Annotated in this window: 14 protein-coding genes; 12 read left to right on the plus strand and 2 right to left on the minus strand. The window is 47.0% G+C overall.

What is annotated here, in order from left to right; translation table 11 throughout:
- Positions 1 to 50 precede the first annotated feature (50 nt).
- From ABXR35_RS07625 to ABXR35_RS07645, 5 genes are all read left to right on the plus strand, one after another.
- Positions 51 to 1,808, plus strand: coding sequence for an ABC transporter substrate-binding protein (locus ABXR35_RS07625; RefSeq protein WP_367057710.1), 1,758 nt, complete (start codon positions 51 to 53; stop codon positions 1,806 to 1,808).
- 242 nt (positions 1,809 to 2,050) lie between these two features.
- A complete protein-coding gene (locus tag ABXR35_RS07630) occupies positions 2,051 to 2,560 on the plus strand; it encodes a hypothetical protein (protein ID WP_367057713.1) in 510 nt (169 codons plus the stop codon).
- A 235-nt stretch (positions 2,561 to 2,795) separates the two neighbouring features.
- On the plus strand, positions 2,796 to 3,302 hold the full coding sequence (locus ABXR35_RS07635) for a hypothetical protein (RefSeq protein ID WP_367057716.1): 507 nt from the start codon (positions 2,796 to 2,798) through the stop codon (positions 3,300 to 3,302).
- A 73-nt stretch (positions 3,303 to 3,375) separates the two neighbouring features.
- On the plus strand, positions 3,376 to 5,106 hold the full coding sequence (locus ABXR35_RS07640) for an ABC transporter ATP-binding protein (protein ID WP_367057719.1): 1,731 nt from the start codon (positions 3,376 to 3,378) through the stop codon (positions 5,104 to 5,106).
- Positions 5,099 to 7,021, plus strand: coding sequence for an ABC transporter ATP-binding protein (locus ABXR35_RS07645; RefSeq protein WP_367057722.1), 1,923 nt, complete (start codon positions 5,099 to 5,101; stop codon positions 7,019 to 7,021). The genes ABXR35_RS07640 and ABXR35_RS07645 overlap by 8 nt, the downstream gene beginning before the upstream one ends.
- Positions 7,022 to 7,261: 240 nt before the next feature.
- On the opposite strand, the gene ABXR35_RS07650 is transcribed toward ABXR35_RS07645, so the two are convergent.
- Positions 7,262 to 8,302 (minus strand): NAD(P)-dependent alcohol dehydrogenase, encoded by a 1,041-nt coding sequence (locus ABXR35_RS07650; RefSeq protein WP_367057725.1) that lies wholly within the window; start codon positions 8,300 to 8,302, stop codon positions 7,262 to 7,264.
- Between the two features lie 510 nt (positions 8,303 to 8,812).
- Between ABXR35_RS07650 and ABXR35_RS07655 the strand changes: the two genes are divergently transcribed.
- The 5 genes from ABXR35_RS07655 to ABXR35_RS07675 all read left to right on the plus strand — a co-directional run bounded on the left by ABXR35_RS07655 (position 8,813) and on the right by ABXR35_RS07675 (position 14,707).
- Positions 8,813 to 11,167: a TerD family protein gene (locus tag ABXR35_RS07655; protein WP_367057728.1), complete on the plus strand. Its 2,355-nt coding sequence runs from the start codon at positions 8,813 to 8,815 to the stop codon at positions 11,165 to 11,167.
- Positions 11,168 to 11,215: 48 nt separating this feature from the next.
- The gene (locus tag ABXR35_RS07660) at positions 11,216 to 11,686 is read left to right on the plus strand and encodes a hypothetical protein (protein ID WP_367057731.1); all 471 of its coding nucleotides are present in this window, start codon (positions 11,216 to 11,218) and stop codon (positions 11,684 to 11,686) included.
- Between the two features lie 517 nt (positions 11,687 to 12,203).
- Positions 12,204 to 13,082: an aldo/keto reductase gene (locus ABXR35_RS07665; RefSeq protein ID WP_367057734.1), complete on the plus strand. Its 879-nt coding sequence runs from the start codon at positions 12,204 to 12,206 to the stop codon at positions 13,080 to 13,082.
- Between the two features lie 245 nt (positions 13,083 to 13,327).
- Positions 13,328 to 13,909, plus strand: coding sequence for a LysE family translocator (locus ABXR35_RS07670; protein WP_367061259.1), 582 nt, complete (start codon positions 13,328 to 13,330; stop codon positions 13,907 to 13,909).
- A gap of 60 nt (positions 13,910 to 13,969) precedes the next feature.
- Positions 13,970 to 14,707 carry an AraC family transcriptional regulator gene (locus ABXR35_RS07675; RefSeq protein WP_367061262.1) on the plus strand — a complete coding sequence of 246 codons (738 nt, stop codon included), beginning with the start codon at positions 13,970 to 13,972 and terminating at the stop codon, positions 14,705 to 14,707.
- Positions 14,708 to 14,809: 102 nt separating this feature from the next.
- On the opposite strand, the gene ABXR35_RS07680 is transcribed toward ABXR35_RS07675, so the two are convergent.
- Positions 14,810 to 15,727 carry an AraC family transcriptional regulator gene (locus tag ABXR35_RS07680; protein ID WP_367057737.1) on the minus strand — a complete coding sequence of 306 codons (918 nt, stop codon included), beginning with the start codon at positions 15,725 to 15,727 and terminating at the stop codon, positions 14,810 to 14,812.
- Between the two features lie 288 nt (positions 15,728 to 16,015).
- On the opposite strand from ABXR35_RS07680, the gene ABXR35_RS07685 reads away from it, so the two are divergent.
- Complete coding sequence (locus ABXR35_RS07685) at positions 16,016 to 16,246, plus strand: hypothetical protein (protein WP_367057740.1); 231 nt, start codon at positions 16,016 to 16,018, stop codon at positions 16,244 to 16,246.
- 15 nt (positions 16,247 to 16,261) lie between these two features.
- Positions 16,262 to 17,242, plus strand: coding sequence for an aldo/keto reductase (locus tag ABXR35_RS07690; protein WP_367057742.1), 981 nt, complete (start codon positions 16,262 to 16,264; stop codon positions 17,240 to 17,242).
- The last annotated feature ends 144 nt before the right edge of the window (positions 17,243 to 17,386 follow it).

Genomic DNA, 17,386 nt, shown 5'->3' on the forward strand with positions numbered 1-17,386 from the left:
ACGATGCGGACGATGCGGACGATGTTCATTAAGGAGTACAACGTGAGAGAGTGGTGGAGTGGATGGAGCATGAGGCGTTGCAATATATGCAGTTGTACGAACGATTAAATCCAGAACGAGATGTACCGTTGACCTGCACAGCGACAATTGCTGAGTTGGCGGATATTTTGTACTGTACGCCGCGCAATGTGAAGTTTGTGCTGCGCAAGTTGGAGGAACGAAGCTGGATCAACTGGCAGCCGGGACGTGGACGCGGCAATCATTCGCAGCTTGAATTTCGCTGTCATCATCATGAGTTGGTAGAGCAGCAATTGGAGCATTTACTCAGTCGGGATCGGGTGAAGGATGCGCTAGAGTTGACGGGTACTATGGAGAATGACGAGCCCTTTCGGGAACGGCTATGGCAGCGGATTAATATTTATCTTGGTCTGCATCGTGAGCAGGAGGAGAGCAGCACACAGGATGTGCTGCGTATGATCCGTTATCGTCCGCTAGAGGAATTGAATACGGTAAAAGTCTTCACCGCATTCGAGGTATTTCTGCTGCGTCAATTGTTTGATACACTCGTTTGCTACGATCCGCAGCAGGAAGATTTTGTACCGCGTATTGCTCATCGCTGGGAAGCCAATGATACGTTTACGGAATGGACGTTTTATTTGCGGAAAGGGATTCGTTTTCATGATGGCAGTTTGCTGACTGCACGCGATGTATATTCTACGGTTCAGCGTTTAAGGCAGCGTGGACGCAATATTAGCTGGCTGTATAGCGATATGGATGAGGTGATCGTTCATACCGATTACACGTTAACTTTTTGTCTAGCGCAGCCGAATGCGATGTTTTTGCATCTATTGTCTAATATCTTTATGGGTATTGTGCCGGAGCATGAACAGGGTGACGAAACATTGAATGGTAGTGGTCCCTTTCGGATTGCACAGCGTTCTGCTAGTAAGCTATCACTGATCGCGTTTGACGGATATTACGGATTCCGTCCGATGCTGGATCGGGTGGATGTATGGTTTATGCCGGATGAAGGGCATAGCAATCGGTATTACCGTCTCAGTAACGGCAGGGAAGAAGACGAGCAATACAGTCGTCTGATCAATCAACCAGCGCAGGGTGGACGGTATATGCTGTTTAATTTTAATCTACCGGGTGTTCAGCATGAAGCAGCGTTTCGGCAAGCCATTCGTCTGTTGTATGACCGAGAAACGATGCGGCGTGAGCTAGGTGGGGATCGAATCTCGTCAGCGGGCAGTTTTTTACCGTGGCAAAGTGCGAAGATGTCCTTTCCAGAAATACCGCTGGAACAGGTACGGCAACAATTGACACAGAGCAGCTATGCTGGCGAGACACTTAAACTGACGTTTGTGGATAAATATGAGGAGAGGCGAGAAGCAGAGTGGTTGCAGCAACGAGCACAGCAGGTGGGCTTGCAGCTGGAATTGGAGCCACAGGAGCGTAAGCTGATCGTTGGCGGACATATGGTGCTTGCCGTAGAGGTGCTAGAGGATGATTGGGAATGGGATCTGATCAATTATTTCTCCAATGAGGCGAATTATCTGCATCATATGCTGGGCGCTGAGCAATTGCAGCAGATCCATGAGATGCTGTATGACATTATGCGCAAGGAGCAGGAGCAGCGCAGACAGAGATTGACACAGATTGTTGAACGATTGCAGCAGGAGAATTGGCTGTTGTTCGGGAATCATATTAATCAGCGTGCTTATTTTAATCGAAATCTGTATGGGCTGCATTTGGATTCGTTTGGATTTCCGAATCTGTCCGCATTGTGGATTAAAAACCGATAATAGACGCTCATCCTCTTGCCATCATTTGTTACTGCCTGCTTGCCATTTATTCTTGTGCCTTCTGTATGCAACAGGTAAAGGTAGAATATAGGTCTGATTACGGCGAACTGCGCCTAAAGTACAAAAATGGCTTAATTAAGCGAAAAGCGCTTAGTCTAGCAAGCTTATGGGTTAATTATTCCACAGAAACAAAGGAACACGAGCAAAACGTTACCATACCATGTCGGAATGAGGAGATGGCGATGATCTATTTTGTACGTAAAACCGAATTGGACAAGCTGCCGGCAGGCGGAGATGAACTACAACGCTGTCTGCAGCGAATGGTGGAGCAGAATGAAGCGATCGGTATTGATCGTATGCCGGCTGAAATGCAAATGCAAAGCTTGCAGTTATTGTTGAGCAATCCGGCATTTTCACTTGTACAGGTACAGGGGGATTATGCGGATCGGTTTGTACGTTCGCCGCTGCATGGTCATGCAAACGAGGTATATCTAGAATCGCTGGAAGTCGTAACCGATTATATTCGCGAATTGCAGGATGAGATTATTCGGGGTGCCGAGTCGCTCGCACGGTATCGCATAAGCGAGCAGGATGGTAGTATGGAGCGCGCGGGACTGCGGCAGGCATTGATTGATCTAAGTGAACGGCGTGAGATTTTGACGATGGTGCTGCATGAAATTCGGCATCGCATTGATAAGCAGATGGAAAAGGAAAAGCTGCGCTCTACCGAGCAGGCGCTGGAAAGTGAATAGTAATGATCTCTACTCTCGAAGCTGCATCCGTTGAAACGATGGATTGCGGCTTTTTTGTTATGGCATTCTTCTGCGGAAAGAAATGTACAGCAAGCAATAAATATCGATAGATATAGATATTGCTACATAGTATAAAAAAGAAATGTATATATTGACACTTCTGAGTTTTTTGTATACATTTGTATACACGAACAAAACGTATACAAATGTATACAAAATCCAAGGAGGAATACACATGCGTGAAGGAAGACATGAGCATCGAGGCCCACATCATCATGGGGAGCATCGCGGACCAAAAGGCGGACGAGGCAGAAGTGAAGAGGATAAAAAGCATTTTCGCAGCGCACAGACTTTTCGGCGCGGGCGTGCAGTCGCTTTCTTGGAGCGATTAGAGGTGAAACGCACTACGCTGGTGCAGCAATTGGAGCAGCCGGAATATGTAGAGATCAAAGCAGTGATCAGTGGCGAATTGAAGGCAACAGATGCCATCATTCAGGAGTTTATCCATATGTTTGAGCTACAGGAATGGCAGGAAGCAGAACCGCAGGAGCAGCAAATGAATGAAACAACATCTTCGACCGAAGCAGCAGTAACCAACAATGTGGAAACCGAAGAGAGTGAAGCAACAACAGTTGCTCCAGCCGATGCTACAGACCAGCCTACAGACCAGCAAAGCACAGAGTTCAACGCTGATTCTACTTCGTCTACTACCAGCACCTCGAAATCAAACGATGAACAATAATGAATATTGGCCGGTCGAGACAGCAGCTTTTGCCTACAGGTACCGGCAACATGCCGGAAGGAAGGGATCGTGAATGTGGAAACTGCTCAGGATGCTCAAACCATACTGGGTATCCAGCCTGCTTGCACCCCTACTGATGCTATTAGAGGTCAGCATGGACCTGATGCAGCCAACGTTGATGGCGAGCATTGTGGACGATGGCTTAATGAAGAACGATTTGCAACACATTATTACGACCGGCCTGCTCATGCTTGGTGTCGCTCTGATTGGTCTGCTTGGTGGGGTAGGTTGTACGATCTTTTCCAGTATGGCTTCGCAGCATTTTGGCAACGATCTGCGGATTCGATTGTTTGAGCATATTCAGACCTTTTCCAATCGCAATCTGGATACACTGCAAACCGGTTCGTTGATTACAAGGCTGACCAATGACGTCGTACAGCTACAAAGCTTTGTCCAGCTCATTCTACGGACCATTCGCTCGCCGCTACTGCTTATCGGCAGTTTGATTATGGCGATTGTGATCAGTCCCAAGCTGACGATTATTTTGCTGATTTCGGTGCCAGTATTGACCGTTTTATTATATGTATTGATCAAAGTATCGTTTCCCTTATTTTCTCGTATGCAATCGCGACTAGATCAGGTGAACACCGTATTGCAGGAAAATCTCGCGGGTATTCGTGTGGTGAAAGCATTTGTACGCGGATCGTATGAGGAGAAGCGTTTCGATGAATCGAACAGTGGCTATACCGCCGTTGCAATCAAGGCGGTACGATTACTGGCGCTGAATATGCCGCTTATGATGTTGATTCTGAATGTCAGTATTGTAGCGGTGTTATGGTTTGGTGGAATGCAGAGCTGGAATGGCTCGTTGGAAGTGGGGCAGTTGGTCGCTTTTATCAATTATGTCACTCAGTTGCTCATGTCCATGCTGATGCTTAGCAGTCGCCTTACGATGATCTCGCGTGCCAGCGTATCCGCGAATCGTATCAATGAAGTGTTAGAAACGAATAGCGAGATCGTTGATCACTCATCTGCAGCTGCCGATATTATTCGTGGCGGCGAAATTCAATTTCGTGATGTGTCCTTTGCCTATAACGCGGATGATAACGATGTGCTTCAGCATATTAGCTTCACCGCTAGACCGGGCGAGACGGTCGCCATTCTCGGTGCTACCGGCTCGGGCAAATCAACGCTTGTCAGTCTGATTCCACGTCTGTACGAAGTGAGTAGCGGGAGCATAATGATTGATGGAACCGATATTCGGCAGATTGAACTGGATCATCTGCGTAGTCGGATCGGTTTTGTTATGCAGCAGACCATTCTATTCAGTGGTACGATCCGCGACAATATTCGCTATGGTCATCCGCAAGCAACCGAAGAACAAGTGATAGAAGCGGCAAAAGCAGCGGAAGCGCACGAGTTCATCGTTCAGCTCAGCGAGGGCTATGATACCGTGCTCGGTCAGCGTGGCATCAATCTGTCTGGCGGACAGAAGCAACGGCTATCGATTGCGCGCGCATTACTCATCCAACCATCGATTCTCATTATGGATGATAGCACCAGCGCGCTGGATGCCGTAACAGAAGCAAGGATTCGTCAGCGACTGCAACGTGGTACGCATGGCAGTACACATATTATGATTGCGCAGCGTGTATCGTCAATCCGTGATGCCGATCGGATTATCATTTTGGAAAATGGACAGATCGCCGCTCAAGGAACGCATGACGAGCTGATGCGAACAAGTGAAGCATACCGCGATATTCGGCAATCCCAGCTGCGTGAGGAGGAGGTGCATCATGGCTGATTGGCAAAAACCGTCTTCTCATGCGCAAGACGCCAAGGAAAGCAATTCCCCTACACGTCAAGAAACTATGCCATCCATGCCGGGTCCGGGCGGACGTGGACCGATGCGTGGCAATGTACCGATTGTGCGTGCCAAGCATCGCACTGCCACCATCCGCAGACTATGGAGCTATCTGAATCGTCAGCGCAAAGGCTTAATTATTGTCTATGTTTTCACCGTTCTGAATGCGATCCTATCGTTACTCGGACCATATCTACTTGGTCGGGTCATTGATCTAGCGATTATTCCGCGCGATTATACTATGCTACTCAAGCTGGCGGGAATGCTGTTAACCATTTATGTGATCGGCAGTGCCGTCTCGTGGGTGCAGGCGTATGTGATGACAGGTGTATCACAGCGTACGGTGTACGATCTGCGACGTGATTTGTTTGGGAAGTATCAGCAGCTGCCCATTCCCTTTTTTGATAAACGGGCAAAGGGCGATCTGATGAGCCGGGCGACCAATGATATTGATAATGTATCCAATACGCTGAATCAGAGTGTAACCCAATTGCTGAACAGTCTGATCATGCTGGTCGGTTCGCTGATTATTATGCTGACACTCAATATTCCGCTTACTATAGTAGCGCTATTAACAGTGCCAATGATTCTACTGGCAAGCCGCCGTATTGCTGCCATGAGCCGCAAGTATTTTAAACGTCAGCAACGTCATCTGGGCGAGCTTAACGGCATGATCGAGGAGTCGATTGGCGGGCAGAAGATCATTCGTCAGTATCGGCGTGAACAGACGGAAGCAACTCGGTTTCGTCATACAAGCGGTGAGCTGAATCAAGCAGGCATTCGAGCGCAAATCGCTTCTGGTTTAGTCGGACCTGTGATGAATATGGTAAATAATATCGACTTTGCACTGATTGCTAGTATTGGCGGCTGGATGGCATTTCATCAGCTAACGACAGTCGGTATCATCGTCAGCTTCTTGAACTATTCCAAGCAGTTTGGTCGCCCGATTGCTGAGCTGGCGGATCAGTACAATATGATTCAGTCTGCTATTGCTGGTGCGGAGCGTGTGTTTGAGATTATGGACACACCATCTGAGTATGAGTCGCAAACAGTACGTGCTGCAAGTGATGGATCTGCACCTTCGTTTACGACGGGTGTGAAACTACAGGGGAATGTTCAATTTGACGATGTATCGTTCGGTTATGATCCAGAGCGTATGATTCTCAAGCATATTGATTTCACTGCACAACCCGGCGAGAAGATTGCATTGGTAGGTCCAACAGGAGCAGGCAAGACGACAGTGATTAATCTACTGAACCGATTTTATGAAGTGAACAGTGGTACCGTTCGTATCGACGGACGTGATGTACGAGAGCTGGATAAGGATCAGCTGCGCAGTCAAGTGGGCATGGTGCTACAGGATGCGCATGTCTTTTCTGGAACGATTCGCGATAATATTCGCTTCGGTCGACTGAGTGCGAGCGATGCCGAGGTGGAAGAAGCAGCACAGCTTGCGAATGCAGCGCCATTTATTGCGCGCTTGCCGCATGGATATGATACCGTCTTAGCGGCGGAAGGGAGCAATCTGAGTCACGGTCAGCGGCAATTGCTGACGATTGCGCGTGCCATTCTAGCGAATCCGACTATTCTCATTCTGGACGAAGCGACAAGCAGTGTGGATACGCGAACCGAGATGCACATTCAGCAGGCGATGAAGACGCTGATGAAAGGACGTACGAGCTTCGTTATCGCTCACCGTCTCAGCACGATTCGTGATGCCGACCGTATTCTGGTCATTCGCGAAGGCACAGTTGCTGAGCAGGGGAATCACGAGCAATTGCTGGAGCAGCGCGGTGCCTACTATGAGCTGTATAACAGCCAATTCCAGCAGGGCGCTCAACCGGAATCCAGTTGATTCATAGCCTTGATTCATAACCTGTTATCATTCTGATGTTGCAGAGCAGACCATTTTAACTCTCACCCTATTGCTATCTATACTAAATAAAAATCCCCTGAACTCCATGAGTGGAGAACAGGGGATTTTGTATATGCCTACTATGAACAATAAAAAGAACTTTCATTATGATCCGAAATCGAAGCTTCTAACGGTCTCGGAGTACATGGTATCGAACTGTTATACGTTTCCGTTCACAGCTTACAGTGTTGCTACATCGATAACGAAGCGATAACGTACATCACTGTTCAGGACGCGCTCATATGCTTCATCCACCTGATGCGCATGAATGACTTCAATCTTTGGCTCGATGCCATGCTCGGCAGCGAAGTCCAGCATTTCCTGCGTTTCGGCAATACCGCCTACAAGGGAACCAGCGATGCTGCGACGACCCATGATCAGGGAGAACACGCTGTATTGATCCTGCTCAGCTGGTGCACCCACGTTAACGAGCGTACCATCTACACGCAGCAGCGACAGAATCGCGTCTACATCCATATTGGCAGATACGGTATTCAGAATCAGGTCAAATTGACCTGCCAGCTGCTTGAATGTCTCTGGATCTCCCGTTGCAAAATAGTGATCCGCGCCAAACTCAAACGCTTCATCTTTTTTGTTCATCGAGCGGCTCAGTGCGGTAACTTCCGCGCCGAGTGCATGCGCGAATTGCAGCGCCAAGTGACCCAGTCCGCCGACACCGATGACTGCTACTTTTTTACCCGGACCCGCATTCCAGTATTTCAATGGGGAATAGGTAGTGATACCTGCGCACAGCAGTGGGCTTGCTACGTTCATTTCCAGCTTCTCTGGAATGCTAACGACAAAGCGGTCTTTGACGACAATCTTCTGGCTATAACCGCCATAGGTTGGCGTACCATCATATTCGCGGGAGTTGTACGTTTGTACAACGCCTTGGGTGCAATATTGCTCGTCGCCGCGCTGACAGTATTCACATTCTCCACAAGAATCTACAAAACAGCCAACACCGACACGGTCGCCGACTGCAAATTTGGTTACATCTGTTCCGACAGCTTCTACAATTCCGGCAATCTCATGACCTGGAACCATAGGGAAAATACCGCCGCCCCACTCATCGTAGGCGCTATGAATATCGGAATGGCAAATGCCACTGAATTTGATATCGATCAAAATATCATTCGGACGAAGTTCTCTGCGCTCAATCGTTGTCTTTTCAAAAGGTGCTTTAGCATGGGAAGCACTCAATACTCGTGTTTGTACCATTTTCTCCACTCCTCATTCTGTATGGTTTGGTAAGTATCTAAACAAAGTGACATCTGCTTATCAATGAACACTTACTCATTTATTATATACATAATTTGAATAGATGCAATTTTAGGTAGACAATCGGGTGCAATTAAATAGGTTACTGTTTAATAGTTTCCTATTTATTTAGATAGCAAAATACGTGATTATTCTCTGTTCGCCATACTTGTGCCCTGTTCGCAGTGAGAAGGATGACGTAAAGTGTACCTATCAGCAAGACGAACAACATGCTGTAACGAAGCCGCAGGCTATGGAAAAGCTTCCTTCTACTCTTTTAAGCCAGAGTGGAGATTCGTCTCCCCTGGCATGGTATATTTCAGCTTTCCCGCTCTCCTGCAGCTTACTTATCGCTTTGTTCGTTCAACATCATACGTCAGCCGCAGGCTATCAGAACACTTCCTTCTAACCCAACTTGTCCTTCAGTGTTCCGGCTCTCCTGCGGCTGTTGTATATCTAGGAGGTTTACATATGAATACCAATAACTCCAAACCGATCATCCAGCAAGCACAAGGCAATCCATATCCCATCATCCCTACCTTTGAGTGGATGAATCCTATTTTGCTGCGTCGTGTACAGCAGCTTATCCTGCCTAAGCAACTATCTCAGCTCTCTCATCGAACAGAACACGTACAAGCTAATCTTTCAGCATATACCGAGCAATCGACTATAGAAAATTCATTGTCAAATGAGCGTATTCTAGCTACACTGCTTCAACATATACAGCAAATCGGCTATACATTTGACCGCGAGCTGTTGCAAGCATGTCATACCTTGCCAGTAAAAGTACTGATCGACTTGCATCAACAGATCATACCGATCCTGCAGCAGATGGTAGGCGATCATGTGAACTACACACCGATGTATCCCAACTTTCCAAATGAAGTGATGGCAGCTTCCGATGCCCAGCTGTATCTGAATGCGGTGCTGCATTACGCCTGCGGCACATTACCAGATCACGAAGCACAGCCTCGTCCGCTGCTACTGGATGATACTCCACTTCGATTCCTATCGCTTGCGGAGGAATCGACTGGCATCAACATCATACGCAATCTGGCAGCCGCCAACGGCTCGCTTTCCGAACAGGATAAAGAAGATCTGCGTACAGCGCTGCAACAGATCGAGGATATAGAGTTGCTGTTGCCAGAGCAGATTCCCTATAAGGAAAATGCTGCGTATATCGCAGCGGTCTTGTTGGACAATGGACGTGCTAGTGTTCAGCGATTGAGCGTGTATTTCCGCACAGCTACCGATGTGCTACGACTTGCTGCTGGCTTATCTGGTCTAGATACAAGTCTAGCGTGGGCGAAAAAGCTGCCGCAGCTCACGCGCCCATTTGCCAATCTGTACAACATGAATCAAGGTATGAATATTCAGGTGAATCGTACATCAGGTGTAAACCAAGAGAGTGGAACAGCGGTCACTGATCTCGCAGCGGCATATCATTTCCGCAAATTCAAGCGTTCGGAGCGTAGACTGCTGCTTGGCTTGCTAGAGCGTACGGTGGAACCGCTGGAAGATATGGTGCTATACCGTGAGCAATGGAAACGGTTGGGTGAGATTCTGCATCCTGGCGAGATGCGCAAGCAATATCCGTATGCGTTTGCAGCCTTTACAGCATTGCGCCGCGACAAGCATATCGTTACATTCCGCAGTGAGATCGAGCGCGGTTTGTCCGTCGGTGATTCCGCGATGATTGCCAAGCTAGGAACGCGTCCGGGCGAACTGGCACGACGCTTGGATAAGCTGCTACGCTCTCAGCCAGCACGAACTGTCGTTATTCTGGATCAGTTTCAGCAAAGTGCGAACCAGCTAGCGGTACCGCTACTGCTGCAAATGATGGCACATTTCAAGCATCGTCATGAACCAAAACGGTATCGTGTCTTTTTCCCGAAAGGCAATATGGGGAAAGTAGTGGCGATGCCGAATCATCTGCCTGCATTACCAGATGGAGTAGCGCAGCAGCTCGTACAAGTAATCAAAGAAGAATTGAAACAGCGCTTTGCCCAGCAAGAAACATTGGGACGGGTATATATAGATCCAGCACTGCAACAGATTCCCGTTCCATTGTCACAGCGTTCCGCAAGTCGCGCGCTTCGTGCATTGCCACGTGGAAGTAGAGTGAATATGCCGGATGGAGATACGGTGCGTCTATTCTGCTGGTGGAGCGATATGCGCGAGGGTTCACAAACTCGCGTCGATGTCGATCTGTCGGTGATCCTGATGGATGAGAACTGGCAACATATCGATACACTAGCTTTTTACAATCTAAAATCGGAATTTGGTGTGCACAGCGGTGATATTGTGTCCGCACCTAATGGAGCCTCCGAGTTTATTGATCTGCATATTCCGGCTGTATTGGCACAGACCCGTGCGCGTTATGCTACGGTGCAGGTAAACTGTTTTACGGGACAGGCATTCGCCGAGCTGCCAGAGTGCTTTGCCGGATTCATGATGCGTCAGTATGATCAGACGGGGGAGATTTATGAGCCACGCACAGTACAGTCGAAGTTTGACCTGACTGTTGAGGCGCAGCAAGCTGTGCCGTTCGCGCTGGACTTGCATACTCGCGAGATGATCTGGATGGATGCAGTATTAAAAAATCGCAGCTTCCAGATTACCGCACAGGACAATATGACGGGTTTGCAAATGCTGGGACATGCCTTTTCCGATCTGCGCCGACCAATGCTGTCCGAATTGTTCACCTTGCATGCAGAAGCAAGAGGTAGCATAGTGGAGCATATAGAAGATGCAGATACTGTGTTCGCAATGGAAGAGGGCATCACACCGTATCAGACGGATCGAATTTTAGCTGAATTTGTATAAAAATTGCGTTATTAGCTTATATCCCATTTCGTAGAGAGGAAGAGGATCGTGGACTCTGATTCTGCAAAATATACAAGCTATAATCGGCGACATATGGATATTATTCAAGCAGGTATCGAACCGATTCAAGTCTTTTTGCAAACGGAAAGCCAGCAGGAAAAGGACAATTTGCTATTTTGCATGGATCGGTTTCTCGACCCATGGTTTGGATACGATCTTCCGCATTTCGATCTGATCATTGTCTTGCTACAGCAGCATTTGTTTACAGAAGAAACAGTGGAGATCAAGACCGTAATTCTGGAATTGCTGACTCAATATGGAGGGCAAGTACTGGATATTATCGCCGATCAGATAGATCAGCTTGAGCCAGAATTACTGGCAGAGGCAGTGTATGCACTAGGAATAACCTACAATCATAAATATATTCCGATTGTGGAGAAGTATGAATCTCATCATAATAAGACGGTTCGCAATGCTGCTAATGAAGCGTTACGTGAACTGTACCTTACCAAATCATGAAGATGTGGAAAGCAATAGGATGACGGTGTAAATGGAAATGAAAAAATAAGATAGAGGAGAGACGTGAATGGCTGAAGGTTAGTATTCAGCGATTTGCGTCTCTTTTTGTGATGATGTCTTGTTAGTATGTTTGTGAGTATCCTGTTTTGTTATTTCATTTCGATGGGTATGATGGTTGCTAATTAATGAGGAAGGATAAGCATTGTTTTATTGCATCAATTAGTTTACATAATAAATATTATGTTGATTATATAAACGTAAAGAGAATTAGAATCAAAAAATGCAATATATTATAAAACATAGCATAGATAAAACAAATATCCCTACATAGATCAAATAAAGATAAATATTTCCATTCAACTTCTTAATTATTACCATAATAAATATTATGTAAACTAAATGAGTTGTAAAAAATAATATTGCCCTCATGTATAGAAAGTTTCAATTAAGGGTAAAGGTATAATTAGGTGTAGAATGACAGGAATAGGATCATCCACAAACGAGAGGAGCTTTTCATATGACAACCGAAAACCTGAATGCAGCCGCATCTGGTACGTTTAAGATTGGCGGCGACCTGGAAGTGAATCGTCTTGGTTATGGAAGTATGCAACTAACGGGTAAAGGTGTATGGGGCGACCCGAAAGACCCAGATGAAGCAGTACGCGTCTTGCAGCGCGCAGTAGAGCTAGGTGTTAACTTTATTGATACAGCGGATTCGTATGGTCCGTTTGTAGCGGAGCAGTTGATCCGTAAGGCGCTGCATCCGTATAGAGATGATCTGATTATCGCTACCAAAGCGGGTTTAACCCGTTCCGGTCCAAATGATTGGCGTCCAGTAGGACGTCCAGAGTATTTGCGTCAGCAGGCAGAGCTTAGTCTGCGTCATCTAGACTTGGAGCGCATCGATCTATTTCAATTGCACCGCATTGATCCGAAGGTGCCACTGGAAGAACAGCTTGGCGAACTGGAAAAGCTGCGTCAAGAAGGCAAGATTCGCCATATCGGTCTGAGTGAAGTAGACGTCGACCAGCTACATGCAGCAAGCCAAATTACCAAAATCGCGTCTGTGCAAAATCTCTATAATCTGTCCACTCGCAAGTCGGAGGACCTGCTCAACGAGGCAGAAAAGCAAAATATCGCCTTTATCCCGTGGTTCCCACTGGCAACCGGCGAACTCGCACGCGATGGCGGTCCATTGGACGAAATCTCCAAAAAACTGAATGCCAAACCAGCACAAGTAGCTCTTGCATGGCTGCTGCGTCGTTCTCCGGTTATTCTGCCGATTCCGGGTACATCGACGGTATCGCATTTGGATGAAAATATCGAAGCGGCGAATCTGCAATTGAGCGATGAGGACTTTGCTACATTGGATCAGCTGTCTAAGCAAGGGGAATAGGTTTATATGAGTTAGCATAATCAGTTACACAGTATAGCCAATCATCATAAGTTTGGATGAGGTTCAACTATACAAAACCCGAAGTGCCAGCATACGGCACTTCGGGTTTTTTACATATTCAGCGGCAAAATCATTCATTCACATCCATTAAGGCATCCAAGCTGCAATAATATACTATAGCCATTCCATAACGACAGGTATATTGATATAAAAACACCGCCAACGTGCAGAGAGGGGTTTTTCCCATCAGTATCCTGTCCTTTTTATTGTATTGCTTCATTATTACGTTCACACCCGGTCCAAGCACCATCGTTATTCTCTCAATTGCCCAAAAAGAGGGGACTCAGCGAGCATTGCGTTACACCTACGGTGCTACACTGGCGTTCGCGTTGCTGCTTGCGGCATCCGCCTTTTTGAATAGTATGCTGGCAGCCGTGTTGCCTAAAGTTATGATTGTTATGCAGATTGTCGGTAGCGCATATATGCTGTATCTGGCGTACCAGATTTCACGCAAATCCAAAACATCCAAATCGGGTACATTTAGCGGCATGGGTACCTTTCATTCTGGCTTTATCACACAATTCGTCAATCCCAAAGTCATTATGTTCACGATGACTGTGATTCCGACGTTTATTATGCCATACTATCCGGCGATCAGCGGACTAACAATGGGCGTGCTCGTCATTACCTGTATCGGATTTCTTGCCTATACAACATGGGTGATGTTTGGTACAATTTTCAAACAGTTTCTACAGCGGCATCAACGACCAGCGAATCTGATTATGACACTATTTCTGATCTACGCTGTCGTTATGATCTGGGTATAGGAGGAGAATGCGGTGAATCCGACAGAGCATTTTATCTATAAAAAAGCAGCGGGTATTACGATGCTGTCCGCCAGTATCAACGAATTTACGTACAAACGCCATTCGCATCAGGAATATTCACTTGGCGTGACACTGCGCGGGATTCAGCGGTTTACGATGGATGGCAGTCTGCAACTGTCGCATTCCAGCGGAGTGATGCTATTCAATCCCGAACAGGCGCATGATGGCATGGCAAATGACCGCAGCGGGCTGGATTACGTCATGCTGTATGTCGACCCACAGCTCATGACCGAAGCCACTGGGCAAAAAGAGCTGCTGCGCTTCTCATCGCCCATCGTTTACGATCCTGTCTTAAACCGCAAAATCGTCTCCTTATCTAAAGCGATGTTGAGCGATCAGGATGACGCATTGTGCAGTGAATTGCTAATCTCCTTGACTGACAGCCTTGCCCGTACGGATTGGACCTCCCGTGCTTCACAGGATGTCGGATTTATCCGTAAATCCAAAGATATGCTGCATGCAGATCTTGGCGGCGTGATGAAGCTGGAAGAGATTAGCGCAGAGCTGGGACAGTCCAAGTTCCAATTCATCCGTATGTTTAAAGCACAGACGGGCATTTCGCCTTACCAATACTTTCTAAATCGCAAAATTGAGTACGCCAAGCAGCTGATCGAGCAGAACAAGGATGTATACACAGCGGTGACGGAATGCGGATTTGTAGATTTAACGCATTTGAATAAGCATTTTAAAAGCGTGTATGGCATTACTGCTTTTGAATATATGACGTATCTTGGATAAAGAATACAAGCCAGATGAACACCGGACTATCCGATGAGCATCTGGCTTCTTTTCATACTATAAGCTTTATCTGCTAAATCTACTAAACTTCGCTAATCGTATTCACGCATTGAGCGTGGTTCCGTATTTTTCCTTCCATTGCTTCATATCCGTGCGCGGTGGCGCACCGAATAAGCGTGCATACTCCCGGCTGAATTGGGAAGCACTCTCATATCCCACACGAAAAGCAACATCTGCGGCATCCGCTGATTCTGCGAGCAGCAAGCGCCTTGCCTCCTGCAAACGAAGCTGCTTTTGGAATTGCAATGGACTCATCGCAGTAATCTCCTTGAAATTACGGTGAAACGACGACACGCTCATGCTCGCCAGCTCCGCCAATTCCTCCACACGTAGTGGCTGATCATACTGCTGAATAATCTGCTCAATTACTTCATGAATGCGATATGAGCTGCTGCCTTCCAACGCAATCTGTGCCAGAGTTACACCATACGGAGTTTGAAGCAGCTTATATAAGATCTCTTTGGTAAACAGTGGCGCTAGAAACGGAATATCTTTTGGCTGCTCCAACAATCGTGTCAGTCGCACTGCCGCATCCAATAACTGCTGCTCACTTTGCCCAACAAACAATGCCCGTTTCGCATGATCACGCGGCATCTGTGGCAGATCGGTATTATGAAGTACTTCCAGAATCTGTGCTTGAGAGAATTCCAGCTTAAAGCTTAAATACGGCTCGTCCACTGATGCCTGTACTACCTGACCGACAACCGGCAGATTCATGGAAGCAACCAGATAGCTGGCAGGTCCATAGGCAAGATGCTCGTTAGCGAGAAAAATATCTTTGGCACCGCTGGCAATCATGCACAGACAAGGCTGATATACGCGAAAAGCACGTTCCGTCGTCTGCCGATGATGTATGAGAAACAGCGAAGGTACTGCTGTTTCAAACAATCCTTCGTCTGGGCAATGCCGTTGAATAAGTGTTGCCAGCTCCGCATTCTGATGATGTAGCTGCTGGGTCATACGATGGGTTCCTCCTCTGTATAAGCTACTGTGAAGTTTGGCTATGTCTGCATTATATACCTGTGACATTGCTACTGTTAATGGTCATAAGAGAAATAGGCAATCATTTGAGACGAATGAGATAACGGTTTTGCTGGGACTGCGGCATACTGAAGGAGTAGTCGCTGTGTGTTATACAACATAGACAGTCTCATGAAGCAGAGAAAGGAGGTGACCTCGGCTTCGCAACCCTTTTATCATATGTCTATGTTGCTGTTCTAGTATTGCAGCAATCAAGAATCGGCATAAATGCAGGTTGTCGTTGCCGTGATCATGATGGAGAAATGGATGATGTATTTTGAGAAACGTTTGATATGGCGTCTGCACACATTGATACAGCATGAAACAGAAGCCCCATTCCGTGAGTTATATCAACAATCGCTGGATCAATTGGAGCGCAAATATCCAGAAGCTTCACCATCCACACGTAAAGGTTATCCATGCAAACGCATGTTCATACGCGATCTCAATAAAGGATAAAGGAGACAGTATCTTATGGAATATAGCAAACTTGGCAACACAGGTCTCGACATTTCCCGTATTTGCCTCGGCTGCATGGGCTTTGGCGATGCTAGCCGCTGGGTACACCCGTGGGTAAAAGACGAGGAAACCAGTCGCTCTATCATTAAAAAAGCATTGGAGCTAGGTATTAATTTCTTCGATACTGCCAATGTCTATTCGATGGGCAGCAGCGAAGAATATCTTGGTCGTGCGCTCAAAGACTATGCGAACCGCGACGAAATCGTCATCGCCACCAAAGTATTTAGTCGAATGAAGGAAGGTCCGAATGGTGCAGGTCTGTCCCGTAAAGCAATATTAAGCGAAATCGATCAAAGTCTTCTACGTCTAGGTACCGATTATGTCGATCTATACCAGATTCATCGCTGGGATTATACCACACCGATTGAAGAAACGATGGAAGCCCTACACGATCTGGTCAAAGCAGGCAAAGTGCGCTATATTGGGGCATCTGCCATGTATGCATGGCAATTCCAAAAAGCACTGCATGTTGCTGAAAAAAACAACTGGACGCGATTCGTCTCCATGCAAAATCACCTCAATCTGCTATACCGCGAAGAGGAACGCGAGATGCTGCCATTGTGTCGTGATGCAGGGATTGGCGTTATTCCGTACAGCCCGCTCGCGTCTGGGCGTCTCACCCGCGATCCAGAAGCACAAACCTTCCGCTCGGAAAGCGATCAGATACAAAAATCCAAATACGACGCGACGCTCGACACTGACCGTGTCATTATCCAACGTGTCGCCGAACTGGCATCCAAATATGAGGTGACTCGTGCGAATATCGCTACTGCATGGCTGCTGCAAAAAACACCTGTCAACGCACCGATCATCGGAGCAACCAAAATTACGCATCTGGAGGATGCAGTGGCGGCGCTGGATGTGAAACTAACGGACGAGGATGTGGCCTTTTTGGAAGAACCGTATGTGCCGCATCCTGTAGTGGGTGCGAACTAAGTCTGTTTGCAACATTACCCTTTATCGAATGTGATCAACGATCACAAATAAGAAGTCTCTTATCCGATTCTGCCAAATGTTATATGACGCAGGATCGGATTTTTACATATTGAAGTAAGTTACCATGCAATCTGGAAAAAAAGT

Origin of the sequence: Paenibacillus sp. JQZ6Y-1 (assembly GCF_040719145.1) — a bacterium.
Taxonomy (GTDB): domain Bacteria; phylum Bacillota; class Bacilli; order Paenibacillales; family Paenibacillaceae; genus Saccharibacillus; species Saccharibacillus kandeliae.

Excerpts from the sequence above, each read along its gene's own strand:
- ABXR35_RS07675 (WP_367061262.1), top strand. The coding sequence starts at position 13,970 with ATGCTGTCCGCCAGTATCAACGAATTTACGTACAAACGCCATTCGCAT.
- ABXR35_RS07630 (WP_367057713.1), top strand. The coding sequence starts at position 2,051 with ATGATCTATTTTGTACGTAAAACCGAATTGGACAAGCTGCCGGCAGGC.
- ABXR35_RS07655 (WP_367057728.1), top strand. The coding sequence starts at position 8,813 with ATGAATACCAATAACTCCAAACCGATCATCCAGCAAGCACAAGGCAAT.
- ABXR35_RS07685 (WP_367057740.1), top strand. The coding sequence starts at position 16,016 with ATGCAGGTTGTCGTTGCCGTGATCATGATGGAGAAATGGATGATGTAT.
- ABXR35_RS07635 (WP_367057716.1), top strand. The coding sequence starts at position 2,796 with ATGCGTGAAGGAAGACATGAGCATCGAGGCCCACATCATCATGGGGAG.
- ABXR35_RS07640 (WP_367057719.1), top strand. The coding sequence starts at position 3,376 with ATGTGGAAACTGCTCAGGATGCTCAAACCATACTGGGTATCCAGCCTG.
- ABXR35_RS07690 (WP_367057742.1), top strand. The coding sequence starts at position 16,262 with ATGGAATATAGCAAACTTGGCAACACAGGTCTCGACATTTCCCGTATT.
- ABXR35_RS07645 (WP_367057722.1), top strand. The coding sequence starts at position 5,099 with ATGGCTGATTGGCAAAAACCGTCTTCTCATGCGCAAGACGCCAAGGAA.
- ABXR35_RS07680 (WP_367057737.1), bottom strand. The coding sequence starts at position 15,727 with ATGACCCAGCAGCTACATCATCAGAATGCGGAGCTGGCAACACTTATT.
- ABXR35_RS07665 (WP_367057734.1), top strand. The coding sequence starts at position 12,204 with ATGACAACCGAAAACCTGAATGCAGCCGCATCTGGTACGTTTAAGATT.
- ABXR35_RS07650 (WP_367057725.1), bottom strand. The coding sequence starts at position 8,302 with ATGGTACAAACACGAGTATTGAGTGCTTCCCATGCTAAAGCACCTTTT.